Origin of the sequence: Phocaeicola vulgatus ATCC 8482, from assembly GCF_000012825.1 — a bacterium.
Classification (GTDB): Bacteria; Bacteroidota; Bacteroidia; order Bacteroidales; family Bacteroidaceae; genus Phocaeicola; species Phocaeicola vulgatus.
In genome coordinates, this window is the sequence record NC_009614.1 from 4452710 (window position 1) to 4466403 (window position 13694).

8 protein-coding genes and 1 pseudogene are annotated in these 13694 nt (G+C 42.6%); 7 read left to right on the plus strand and 2 right to left on the minus strand.

Translation table 11 applies throughout. The features are described 5' to 3' along the window. Nucleotides 1-69: 69 nt before the first annotated feature. Nucleotides 70-1230, minus strand: a complete 1161-nt coding sequence (locus BVU_RS18020; protein ID WP_005839290.1) for a M24 family metallopeptidase — start codon at nt 1228-1230, stop codon at nt 70-72. A gap of 233 nt (nt 1231-1463) precedes the next feature. On the opposite strand from BVU_RS18020, the gene BVU_RS18025 reads away from it, so the two are divergent. From BVU_RS18025 to BVU_RS18040, 4 genes are all read left to right on the plus strand, one after another. Further along, entirely contained in the window at nt 1464-1769 is a 306-nt protein-coding gene (locus BVU_RS18025; protein ID WP_224205355.1) for a hypothetical protein, read from the plus strand. Between the two features lie 122 nt (nt 1770-1891). Further along, complete coding sequence (locus tag BVU_RS18030) at nt 1892-3043, plus strand: efflux RND transporter periplasmic adaptor subunit (RefSeq protein ID WP_005851698.1); 1152 nt, start codon at nt 1892-1894, stop codon at nt 3041-3043. 12 nt (nt 3044-3055) lie between these two features. Then, nucleotides 3056-6205 (plus strand): efflux RND transporter permease subunit, encoded by a 3150-nt coding sequence (locus tag BVU_RS18035; RefSeq protein WP_008669550.1) that lies wholly within the window; start codon nt 3056-3058, stop codon nt 6203-6205. Beyond that, complete coding sequence (locus BVU_RS18040) at nt 6183-7640, plus strand: efflux transporter outer membrane subunit (RefSeq protein ID WP_080510718.1); 1458 nt, start codon at nt 6183-6185, stop codon at nt 7638-7640. Before BVU_RS18035 ends, BVU_RS18040 begins: the two co-directional genes overlap by 23 nt. 88 nt (nt 7641-7728) lie before the next feature. Here the strand turns inward: BVU_RS18040 and BVU_RS18045 are convergent, their stop codons facing one another. Beyond that, on the minus strand, nt 7729-7980 hold the full coding sequence (locus BVU_RS18045) for a GlsB/YeaQ/YmgE family stress response membrane protein (protein WP_005839298.1): 252 nt from the start codon (nt 7978-7980) through the stop codon (nt 7729-7731). A 218-nt stretch (nt 7981-8198) separates the two neighbouring features. On the opposite strand from BVU_RS18045, the gene BVU_RS18050 reads away from it, so the two are divergent. From BVU_RS18050 to BVU_RS18060, 3 genes and pseudogenes are all read left to right on the plus strand, one after another. Beyond that, nucleotides 8199-9245, plus strand: a complete 1047-nt coding sequence (locus BVU_RS18050; RefSeq protein WP_012055770.1) for an efflux RND transporter periplasmic adaptor subunit — start codon at nt 8199-8201, stop codon at nt 9243-9245. A gap of 20 nt (nt 9246-9265) precedes the next feature. Then, nucleotides 9266-12323, plus strand: a pseudogene (locus tag BVU_RS18055) (efflux RND transporter permease subunit). Continuing rightward, on the plus strand, nt 12310-13599 hold the full coding sequence (locus BVU_RS18060; RefSeq protein WP_012055773.1) for a TolC family protein: 1290 nt from the start codon (nt 12310-12312) through the stop codon (nt 13597-13599). The pseudogene BVU_RS18055 and the gene BVU_RS18060 overlap by 14 nt, the downstream one beginning before the upstream one ends. The last annotated feature ends 95 nt before the right edge of the window (nt 13600-13694 follow it).

Consider the following 13694-nt stretch of genomic DNA (forward strand, 5'->3'; position numbering starts at 1 on the left):
CACTAGAACAAGAACCATAAAATTTTTCGTTTTTTTGATATTTCCGCTTCAATATTTACATCCAAGGAATCAAAGCTCTATAATCTCCTCATTACAAATGGTCAGTTTGCCGGCTCCGTTTTCTGTAACTACCCAAGAATTTTCAATGCCGACCGGTCCTACTCCCGGCAATACGATTTTAGGTTCAAGGGCAAACACCATTCCCTCTTCCAACTCCCTCCGGATACGCGGAGCCAACACTGGTGCCTCATTGATTTCCAACCCGATGCCGTGTCCTATAAAACGTGCCTGTTGGGACACCCCCATAAAACGATCGGCAAATCCGGCTTTCGTCACGATCTCAATGGCCGCATTATAAAGATCCTCGCACACCACACCAGGCGCCGTCATAGAGGCAACCTTATCCTGCACTTCAAGACAGACTTGATGAGCTGCATAAGCCTCATCATTTAATTTTCCAATGGAGAACACACGACTCATATCGCACATATATCCGTAAAAGTTTCCCCCTATATCCACCATTACACTATACCCCTCTTTCAACAAAGTTCCATTCATTCCTCCGGGCAAAGACGGATCCAATCCCTTACCACCTAAGGCAAAATCATAAGGCGAAGGAGTAGCTGCATTATCTCCGGCCAACACACTTCCCATAAATATCTCCATACTCTGACCAAATACTCTGAATATTCCCAGACAACCTTCCAGTCGCATCAGGCGTTCCACCTCAACAGATAGTTCACGATCAGTCATCCCCGGATGGTATACATCGGGAATCTTACTATATGCTCGAGCATGTAAAGCAGCCGACCGACGAAAAAGTTCAATCTCCAGCGGAGTCTTTACACTACGCGCTTCACGAATAATAGCAGTTCCATCCACGACCTCCGATTCAGGAAAAAGAGATGCAAGACGCATATAGTCCGCATAAGGCAGTTCCCCGCCTTCCAACATTATCTTTGAAGCTACAGGTATACCATTTTCTTTTAACAAGTCCACTATCTGCTCAGGTTTACGAATAGGGAATACAAATTCTCCCACAATATTATTAGGACGTTTTACAAAGAGAAGTGCCGGTGAATGAAGCGGTAAATAAAGATAGCCGTTCACTATCTCACCATACGTATAAAGCAAATTTACATTACAAGCTATCAGGGCAGCATCAATGCCTTGTTGAGCCATCAAATAGCGTATTTTATCTCGACGAAATTTCAATTCGGGTTGTAACATAAGTAATATTATCTGATTATTTAAAATACTGAGTACAAAAATAACAGATTTCAGTCAGTATAAAGGATAGTAGTTCCAAAAAAGAGAAAGGATATATTAAAACTCACTAATTTTGGATGATTAGTTTGAAAACAGTGTTCAATTATATTAAATTTGCAAACGAATTGACAAACAAAGTATCTTTCATGTTCAACGGTATCAAAAAATATGTGGTAAGAATAGTATGCGTAATTATGTTATTACTCGTACAATTTGATGTATGCGCTCCACTGATTGATGCCAATCTGGCTATGGTAGAAACGATGGAACAACCCACCCTGCCTTCTGACAACAATGAAGAAAGCAGAGGAGAAGAAACTTATTATTTCCAGTCGGGACGTGCACAACTGCCAAACAGTCGTTTTTTACCCTGCACTATCGACATGCTGGTCAATCTTTTTGCTATTCCCCAAGTTCCGGTACAAAGTTACACACCTGTCAGTGAAAATCCGGGGAAAGTGGTACATCATCACATTATCTTTTGTGTGTACCGCATTTAATATGTCACATTAAAGCATATTCATACATATTGGCCTTGTATTCTGAAAGATTTGAATGCAAGCCGGATCTTTTATTTACTCAAACTCAATTATTAATCTTTTTAAATTGTATTCGTAATTTCATGAAGAGTAATTTTCAGAAAATTGCGGTCCTGTGTACATGCACAGGATTGCTATGCTCTTGTGGTCAATCGGACAACAAGCAGGAACATCACAAAGAATTCATTCCCATCACCATTCTTCACCCCACAACCATTGAGTTTCCACGCTCATATGTAGCTGATGTGCAAGCTATACAGTTTGTAGAAATTAAGCCCAAAGTGGAAGGATTTGTTCAACAAATATATGTAGACGAAGGACAGAAAGTCAAAAAAGGACAGCCCCTATTCCAACTCAGTTCCGACCAATATAGCGAAACGGTAAAAGAGGCGCAAGCCAATTACAAACAAGCACAGGCACAATATGAAATGGCAAATTATGAAGCCGAAAGAATAGGCCGGCTGGTTGACAAACAAATCTTATCAAAAATCCGACTCGACCAAGCCAATAAAGAAAAAGAAGTAGCCCAAATGAAAGTGGAACAGGCAAAAGCACAAATGCAACGTTCACAGATGGATTATTCTTACACCACTATCACTGCCCCTTTTGACGGCTACATAGACCGTATTCCTTATAAGACGGGAAGTCTGGTAAATCCGCAAAGCTTACTGACTACCGTAAGTGATATTTCCGAGATCTTTGCTTACTATAAAGTGAACGAAAGCGAGTATCTGGAATACAAGCGCCAACAACTTAGCGGACAAAAACAGCACGAAGAAAATAATGTGGAACTGATTTTGTCAGACGGTTCCATCTACTCCCACAAAGGCACATTAGAAACTGTAGAAGGTGACTTTGAACGAGGAACCGGCTCCATTGCCTTCCGTGTCCGTTTTCCGAACCCGGACGGACTGCTGAAACATGGAGTGACTGGAAAAGTACGTATGATGACCCAAATGGACAACATCTGCCTAGTTCCCCAGAAATCAACATTCGAAATTCAAGATTTCACCTATGTATATACCGTTGATAGTGCCAGTGTAGTAAAAGTACGCAGCTTCCAACCGCTGGAACGCTATAATAATTACTATGTGACACAAGACTTCTCTCCTAACACTGCCATCGTATACGAGGGAGTGCAAATGATGAAGGATGGCATTACCATCAAGACTGATACCATTGATATGGAAGCAATCAGAAAAGAAGTTGAATTAAAACAACCTATCGTAAAATAAAACGGACAGTTTATGTTTAAGCTATTTATAAAAAGACCGATACTTTCAGGAGTAATCTCCGTCATTATCGTCTGCTTGGGCGTACTGTCTATTTTGACACTGCCCATCACTCAGTTTCCCGATATCGTACCCCCATCTGTAACGGTAACCGCCCGATACACCGGGGCTAGTGCCGATGTGATGTCTAAAACAGTCGCCACCCCGTTAGAGCGTGCCATCAACGGAGTACCCGGCATGACCTACATGACCACTGTTTGTACCAACGACGGTATGTCCCTTACTACTATCTATTTTAAAGTGGGAACCGATCCGGACGTAGCTGCCGTAAATGTACAGAACCGTGTGACTACCGTACTAGACGAATTGCCTGAAGAAGTAATCCGTGCCGGAGTTATTACAGAAAAAGAAGTAAACAGTATGTTGATGTACTTGAACATCATGAGTACGGACAGTGCACATACCGAAAAGTTTGTTTATAACTTTGCCGATATCAATATTTTGCGCGAATTAAAACGTATTGACGGTGTAGGCTTGGTAGAAATCATGGGTAGCCGTGATTATGCCATGCGTGTATGGTTGAATCCTAATCGGCTGGCCGCCTACAACATGGTACCTCAAGATGTAACTGAAGCCATCCGTAATCAAAACATAGAAGCAGCACCCGGCAAGACAGGTATCAGTTCAGACAAATTACCCCAACAACTGCAATATGTATTACAATATACCGGAAAGTTCAGCACAGCAGAAGAATATGGAGAGATTGTATTGAAAGCTCTTCCCGATGGTTCACTGCTACGTCTGAAAGACGTTGCCACTATTGAATTCGATTCTGAAGATTATAACATGACCTCTATGACCGACGGAAGGCCATCGGCATCTATTATGATCAAACAACGCCCTGGCTCCAATGCAAGGGAAGTCATCCAAAATATTAAAACCAAAATGGCAGAAATCAAAGAAAGCAGTTTTGCGCCTGGCATGGATTACAATATCTCCTATGACGTATCACGCTTTCTTGACGCCTCCATACAGTCAGTGCTGAAGACACTGCTCGAAGCATTCATACTGGTATTTATTGTGGTGTATATATTTTTACAAGATTTCCGTTCCACCTTAATTCCGGCTATCGCCGTACCAGTTTCATTGGTCGGTACATTCTTTTTTATGGAAATGCTGGGCTTCTCCATAAATATGTTGACCTTATTCGCCCTTGTGCTCGCAATAGGTATTGTAGTAGACAACGCAATAGTCGTCGTAGAGGCTGTCCATGTAAAGATGCATCATGAGAAACTCTCTCCTTATAAAGCATCTGTAGCAGCTATTAATGAAATCGGTGGAGCCATTATTGCCATCACGCTAGTCATGTCGGCAGTCTTTGTTCCGGTGGGCTTCATGCAGGGAACTGTAGGTATTTTCTATCGGCAATTCTCATTGACACTGGCGGTAGCCATTGTTATCTCAGGAATAAACGCATTGACCCTCTCGCCTGCCCTATGTGCTTTGTTACTGAAACCCGCTGATGGAAAAAAGAAGAAAAAAGCAGGATGGCTACGTCGTTTCTTTATTTTTTTCAACCGCCGGTACGACCGCTTTGAAAAGAAATACAATATCGGATTACACAAGTATTTGAGCCGGAAAATAATCACTTATGCCACACTGATTATTTTCTTCCTTGCCACTTTCGGCATGAGCCAGGTACTTCCTTCAGGCTTTATTCCCAATGAAGACCAAGGTATGATTTATGTCAATGTAGATGCGCCTCCGGGAGCAACATTGGAACGCAGCGAAAAAGCCTTGAACGCTGTACAAGCTGCATTGCTTCCTTTCAAAGAAATTGAAAGCATCTCCACATTAGCAGGTTATAGTTTGATGACTGAAACGGAAGGTGCCAATTTCGGTATGGGTATGATTAATCTCACCCCGTGGAGTGAACGCGATCAAACAGCAGCCGAACTTATAGAGATATACAAAGACCGCACCTCGCATATCAAAGATGCGGATATTCAGTTCTTCCTGCCTCCTACAGTTCCGGGATTCGGTAATGCCAGCGGCTTCGAACTTCGTTTACAAGATAAAACAGCAGGCAGCTTTGCAGAATTTGCCGATGTTGCCAATACATTAGTAGAAAAACTGAATGAAGATCCGCGCATTGTGGGAGCAACCTCAGGATTCAATCCTAATTTTCCACAATATCTGCTGAAAGTGGATATTGCTAAAGCAGCTAAATTAGGAGTAAATCTAAATGAATCCATGGAAACACTCCAATCCTATATCGGCAGTTTCTACTCATCCAACTTTATTCGTTTCGGACAAATGTATAAGGTGATGTTACAGGCTTCTCCAGAGTATCGTATGAATCCTGAAGATCTGTATAAGTTCTATGCCAAGAACAAGGACGGGAATATGGTACCCTACTCTAACTTTATGACGATGGACCGTATATTCGGTCCTAACCAGATTACACGCTACAATATGTTCACCTCGGCCTTGATTACAGGTGAACCTGCCGAAGGAGTCAGTTCAGGAGAGGTTATCGAAGCAGTGGAACAAATTGCCAAAGAGACATTACCTCGCGGTTATGATATAGAATGGTCAGGAGTTACTCGTGAAGAGAAAGATTCGGGTGGACAAACCGTTCTTATTTTCGGTATCTGCCTGCTGTTTGTTTATTTGTTGCTGGCAGCACAATACGAGAGTCTGTTACTGCCTTTTCCCGTCATACTTTCATTGCCGGCAGGTATCTTCGGTTCTTATTTTTTCCTGCAACTGGCAGGCTTGGAAAATAATATTTATGCCCAAGTAGCCTTGGTAATGTTGATTGGTCTGCTAGGCAAAAATGCCATTCTTATTGTGGAAATGGCCAACCAGTACCGCAAACAGGGAATGAGCATCTTTGATGCTGCCGTTAGAGGTTCCGTAAGCCGTCTGCGCCCCATCCTGATGACATCCTTTGCATTTATATGCGGACTAATCCCGTTGGTAATGGCAAGCGGAGCCGGTGCTTTGGGCAACCGTTCCATCGGAACAGCTGCCGCCGGAGGTATGTTTATCGGTACATTCGTAGGAATCTTCCTTGTACCTGGACTTTACCTTATTTTCGAGAGTTGGTCTGCACATCTTAACCGTAATAAAGTCAGCTATGATGAAGAAGATGAAAAATAACAATATAAACAAAACAGGTTTAATAATAGGAGCTTTCTGTCTGATTATGGTAAGTTGCAAAGCCCCTTCCCTTACTCCGACAGAAAAGATAGAGTTACCCGAGTTCTATATGGATAGGGAAACGGACAGCACTACTATCTCTTCCATGTCATGGAAAACATTTTTTCCAGATACGTTATTGCAAAGTTATATAGCCGAAGCGTTAAATAACAATCATTCATTCCTTCAAACTATAGAACGGATATCCATTGCCCGTTCACAAGTTCGAGTAGGAAAAGGAGCGCTGCTGCCCGATCTTTCATTAGGCATTGATGGTGGAGTACAACGTTTTGGCGAGTACACTATGGACGGAGTTGGTAACAGCACCACCAACACTCCCGATTTAGAAAAAGACAAACATATTCCAGATCCCTACCGGAATTTCAACCTAGGACTCAATTTTCAATGGGAAGCTAACATATGGGGTAAGCTAACCGATAAAAAACGATCGACCGTATCCCGCTGGATGCAGTCTGTAGAAGCTATGCGTCTGGCACGCACCTTATTGATATCAGAAGTAGGTACACACTATTTTGAATTAATAGGACTGGATAAACAGCGATATGTGCTACGCGAAGCCATCCTAACAGCCAGAGATGCTTATAATTTAACCGATGAACTGATGAAAGAAGGTGAAGTAACCCGACTTTCTGTAGACCAATTCCGGTCACGACGCCTTAAATTGGAAGAAATGCTGCTTGCAAACGAACAGCAAATAAGTGAAAAGGAACGTGCCATCGCCACCTTATTAGGACGACTGCCTTTCAAGGTGAAACGAGTGTCATTTGAAACTGCATGTAGTTATGAGTTTCCCACAGATGCAGGAATCCCGTCACAACTTTTGCAATATCGCCCGGATATAAAGGCTGCCGAACTGGAGTTATTAGCTAGTAAATCCGACGTATCTGCAGCGCGAAAAGCTTTCTTCCCATCCATCGTGATTGGAGGAAACGGAGGTTTTAACGCATTTGATCTGGATAAATGGTTTACTGCTCCTGCATCCCTGGTTTACAATCTCGGTGCAGGTATCACAGCACCTATATTCAAACAAAATACTATACGTGCATTATGGAATGATGCGAAAAGCCAGCAACGCATCGCTTTGTTAGGATATCACGATACGGTATTAAAAGCCTATGAAGAAGTATTAAACCTCATTACTGCATCATCGCAAATGCACCAGCGCAAAAAGTTGAAAGAAGAAGAAAGCCGTATCCATCATCGATCTATTTATAATGCAAATGAAATGTTTAAAGTAGGATTCGCAGGCTATCTGGATGTACTGTCGGCCGATGAACGTTTCCTGGATTGTGAATTGGAACGTATCGCTCTGAATGTGGAATCTTGTAAACTGCATATCATGCTTTACCGTGCCTTAGGAGGTGGAAGCAATTAGTTAATATACTTATATTTTTTGATTTGTTTGGTTAGGAACCGCCCCCGGCAAGCGTGTCGTCAGGACGGTTCTTTTTTACTCTTATAATTCAAGAAATATCAGACCTCTTGAGCAAAGAAACAATCCACAACAATAATATAGCTCCCACAATAGAGGTAACAAGACTGCCAATAATACCAGTTGCTGCAATACCAAACAAACTGAATACCCAGCCGCCCAGGACACCACCAACAATACCAACCAATAAATTAATAAAGAGACCGAAACCTCCCCCTCTCATCAACTTACCGGCAACAAAACCAGCAATAATTCCGATAATAATGTACCAAATAAAATACATACGCTTTATTCTTTAGAGTTTATAGTTAATCATCTTACTGATAAAAACAGCTATTCTGTATAAAAAGTTGCCTGAATAAATCTTTTTTTACTTCATTGATAAAATTATTCAGGATGCATTTTCCCTTTTTCCGGTCTTCTTTTTCCGGCTTCAGCATTTTCTTCCCCATCTGTTCTCCCTTCAATCTTTATCTTTGTCTCAAACTTAAAAGACAAAATATGAAGATAAACGTACATTCCATGCTATTATTAAGCCTTGCCGCACTACTTTCTTCCTGTGCTGCCGAAGGCAATGATAAAAAACAAGACCTTATTGTAAAAACAACACAAGCTGTTCCAGTTTCACATCAGGGTGACAAAGAATTCTCTTTTATTGCCCGACCTTTTCGCACTTCCGAGTTATCTTTCCGAGTAGGCGGTCCCATCGACCGTTTCGATGTATACGCAGGTAACCGATACCAACAAGGCAGCATCATAGCCGAAATAGATCCGCGCGATTTCCGCATCCGTAAAGAACGTGCCGAAGCAATCTACCATCAGGCAAAAGCGGAATTCGAACGTATACAAAAGTTATACGGCAAAGGAAATGTTTCTGCAAGTACTTATGAAAAAGCAAAAGCAGACTATATCACTGCAAAAACAACTTTCAATACAGCTTCCTATGAACTGGAAGACACACACCTTATCGCTCCATTCAATGGTTATGTGGGTGAAGTATATATAGAGAAATTTCAAGACGTGAAAGCAACCCAGCCCATCATTTCTTTTATTGATATAGACCAACTTAAACTGGAGATTTATGTCACTCAAGACATTGCCCGTGCAGTGCAAGCACTAGATACAATACAAGTACGATTTGACGCCCAACCCGATAAAGTATATAATGCTAAGATAATGGAAATTTCCAAAGGGACTACCCGCAATAACCTCTCTTATCTGCTGACCGCTCTACTTCCCAATAAAGAAGGGAAATTACTGGCAGGTATGTCTGGTAAAGCAAGCCTAAATGCCCCTTCCGTTTCAACTCTTTCCCAAGGAGCAGCCATCCCTCAAACAGCCCTTTGCCATCGCCCTACAGAAGGAGATTATTTATGGGTAGTAAATTCCAAAACCCAACAAGTAACTAAGAGAAAAGTAAAGAAAGGGGATCTATTGCCAAACGGTTATGTATCTATCACCGAAGGCTTGTATCCTGATGAAACTGTAGCAAACAGTGGGCTCCGCTTCCTATCGGATGGAATGAAAATAAGTGTAGAAAACGAATAATATCACAGAAATAAACAATCATGAAACTCGTAAAATATTTTCTACAGAAGAAAGCAGTCACTATCTTGCTGTTGGTATTGATATTGGCCGGTGGGCTGTTCTCCTATATCAAAATGGGAAAACTGGAAGACGCCCCCTTTACCATCAAACAAGCACTCGTACTGACTCCGTATCCCGGAGCATCCCCCTCCGAGGTACAATCTCAAGTAACAGATGTTCTGGAAGAATCCATCCAATCTCTTGGTGAACTTTATTATCTGAAAACAGAAAACCGAACAGGACTTTCAAAAATAACCGTTTATGTAAAAAAGGAAATCCGGGCAGACGAAATGCAACAACTTTGGGACAAATTACGCCGTAAAGTAAATGATGTACAAAGCAAACTTCCCGCCGGAGCAGGTCCATCTGTTGTTAACGATGATTTTGGAGATGTATTGGGAGTTTTCTATGGACTGACTGGAAAGAGCCATACCTATCGGGAACTGGAAGACGAAGCCAAGATTATCAAAAACGAACTATTGAAAATAAAAGATGTTGCTAAAATAGAAATCTACGGAATACAGACACCTACCATTGACGTGTCTGTCAGCCCATCCGTCATGGCACAAAGCGGAATTACGACCTCGGATATAGCCCGCGCTTTCGAAGCACAAAATAAAGTGGTGGATGCCGGAGGTATTGATGCCGGACAAAATCGGCTGCGCATTGAATCCACTGGAAATTTTTATTCATTAGATGATATAAGAAACCTGACTATCGTATCACGCTCCGGTGAACATTTCCGCCTTGCCGACATTGCACAAATAGAAGAAAGTTATCAGACACCTGCCAGCAATCTGATGCGCATTGACGGTAATCCGGCCATAGGTATTGCCATCTCCACCGTCCCCACCGGAAATGTAGTGGATATGGCAGAAGCTGTGAAAAAACGCATTGACGAATTATCCCAATCCATGCCTGAAGGATATGAACTGACCTCTATCTACGATCAAGGATATGAATCAGCCGTTGCCAATCAAGGCTTTGTCTTGAATCTCATCATTTCCGTTTTAACTGTTATAGCCATTCTATTATTTTTCATCGGGTTCAAGAATGGCACGCTGATAGGTAGCGGACTGATTTTTTCCATCTTCGCCACTCTCATTGTCATGATGGCTTGCGGCATCGCACTCCAGCGAATGTCACTGGCCGCCATCATTATCGCCATGGGGATGTTGGTAGACAATGCCATTGTTGTGTCAGACTCCGCTTTAATCAATATGGAGCGTGGAATGCGGAAACGTGTAGCCATCATGCAGGCTTGCTCGACTACCGCCCTGCCCTTGTTGGCAGCAACCGTAATCGCTATTCTTACTTTCCTTCCTATCTATTATTCACCACATATCACAGGTGAACTGTTATCCTCATTAGTCGTGGTTATCGGAGTATCCCTGATGTTCAGCTGGGTGTTCGCACTGACACAGACACCTTTCTTTATACAGGAATTTGTCCGCCGCCCACGTCCCGAGGAACTGAAAGCGGCACTGTTTGACGGAAAATATTACAACCGTTTCCGCAATGCTTTACATTGGGTGCTCCGCCACCGGTCGGTCACCATCGGCTCACTGGCCATTATGCTGATACTCTCTGCCTGGAGTTTCAAATTTATTCCTAAAGTATTCGTACCCGCACTGGAAAAACAATACTTTACCGTAGATATGTGGCTGCCCGAAGGAACAAACATTAACGAAACAGACCGCATGGCAAGCAGTCTGGCAGACTATATACGCGGACACGAAGAAACAGAAATGGTTTCTACCTACATAGGTCGCACGCCCCCCCGCTATTATTTATCCAATGTATCTTTCGGTCCTCAATCCAATTATGCACAAATACTGGTAAAATGCAAGACCTCCAAAGATTCAAAGGAATTACATGCGCTACTGCAAGACTCCATTCGCCAGAAATATCCCGAACCCCTGATAAAAGTGAACAAATTCGAGCTTAGCCCTTTGACAGAAGCCGTCATCGAAGCCCGTTTTCTAGGACCGGATCCTGCTGTACTAGATTCACTGGCAGGGAAAGCAATAGAAATCATGCGCCGCAATCCCAAAGTAGCGGACGCCCGCAACGAATGGGGCAACATGAGTTTAATGATCCGCCCTGTTTACGATCCGGTAAAAGCCGGAGCACTGGGTATCACCAAAACACAAATGATGCAATCCGTCAAGTCTATCAGTGATGGAACTCCTGTAGGAATTTATCGGGATAATGAAAAGAAAGTACCTGTATTACTAAAATCGGAAGGGGTCATATTACAGACGAACGATCTTTAGGGGATTTCTCTGTTTGGAACGGGGAGCATTCGGCCCTCTGTCACAAGTAACGGAAAAAATTGAAACCACTTGGGAATTTCCGCAAATACGTACTTATAACCGTCAGTTATCCATGGCAGCCATGTGTGGAGTAAAACCGGGACACACCATGGCGGAAGTACACGGAGAAATACGAAAAGAGATAGAAGAAATAGAATTGCCCGAAGGATATACCTTCTTCTGGGATGCCCAATACAAAGACCAAGGCGAAGCGATGCAGGCCATTGCCAAGTTCTTTCCTTTGGCTTTTCTGATGCTCATTGTAATTCTTGTAGCATTATTCGGTAACTTCAGACAACCGGTCATTATCCTGTGTATCCTTCCCCTTTCCCTTATCGGGGTTGCCATAGGTATGCTGCTCACCGGATTCGATTTCGGCTTCTTCCCCATCGCCGGATGGCTGGGATTATTAGGTATGATTATTAAAAATGTGATTGTGTTACTGGATGAAATAAATATACAGCGCCGAAATGGAATCGCACCTTATACCGCCATCATAGAAGCTACAGTGTCAAGAACAAGACCTGTACTTATGGCAGCGACCACTACTATTTTAGGAATGGTTCCGTTGTTGTTCGATATAGCATTCGGCGGTATGGCAGCCACTATTATTTTCGGACTGACGTTTGCCACATTGCTAACGTTATTCGTAACCCCGGCATTATATGCCATGTTTTATAAAATTAAGAGTAATTCTAAATATGCATCCTATGAAAAGAATTAATATACTGTTTATCTTTATTTTTAGTGTTCCGTCCGCAACTTTCTCCCAACAAAGTGATTTATTGGAAAAGTACAGGTCGATGGCTGTGGAATACAACCACGACCTGAAGGCGGCGGATAAACACATCTCTGCAAGTATCGAACTGGAAAAAGCCGCCCGAAAAGATTTGCGTCCCAAACTTTCGGGTGACGCCAACTTTCAATATACCGGCAACCCCATCCAGCTCACTCTGGACTTGCCCAGTATGCAAAACCCACTGACGTTCGAAGGCAAGGACATGAAATATGGTGCCTCACTTACCCTATTACAGCCGGTCTATACAGGCGGGCGTCTGCTGGAAACCATCCGGATGGCAAAACATCAACATAGTCTGGCAGCACATCAGGCGGAATACTTTCGTTCCGCCCTGTGCTACCAAACCGATATGCAATACTGGAATACCGTAGCCCGTGCCGAACTTCTGCAAGTTGCTACCGACTATCGAAACTCTATCGCCTCACTCACCAAAACTATCCGTGAGCGAGTCGAAGCAGGACTAGTTGACCCGCAAGACTTGCTTATGGCAGAAGTAAAACTAAATGAAGCCGAATACCAATTGCTCCAAGCAAAAAGCAGTTTGGAAACAGGAAGAATGGCACTTAATTCACTGATTGGCACGGCATTTCATGAAATAACGGAAGTGGAAGATACCATTCCTTCCATCGTAATGAATGAGCAGTTATGGAAGCAAGACGGTTCTAACCGACCGGAACTAAAAATAGCATACGACCAAATAGGCATAGCCGAAAGCTCAAAGAAACTGACTGACTCAAAATATAAACCGCAACTGTATGTCGACATAGAAGGAAGTTACTCTTCACCAGGATATAACTTTAAATCCGACCTTGATCCCAACTATGCCGTTTATGCTAAGTTATCTGTACCTATTTTTGAATGGGGGAAACGACGCAACGAAAAACGGGCAGCCTCTTTCCAGATCGGTGCCGCGACTGATAATCTGCACCAAGTAAGTGACCATGTAAATCTGGAAGTGCAGACAGCCCGTGTATCCTTGTCTCAAGCAATGGAACAAGTACAATTAACTAGAAACTCATTGGAAAAAGCCCGCAAAAACGAACAAATGGCATTGGAAAGATATACAGAAGGGAAAGTATCAATAGTGGAAATGATAGAGGCACAAAACTATCGGCAGATTTCACAAACCAACTATGTACAAGCCAAAGTTTCTGCACAAGGACACTATTCCGCATTGCTGAAAGCTTTAAACAAATATTAGATAAAACCAACCATCATGAAAAGCATATTCTTCCATTCACCAAGGAACGGAATTTATCCGTACCTATAGTGAATGGAAAATATTAATTTAACACC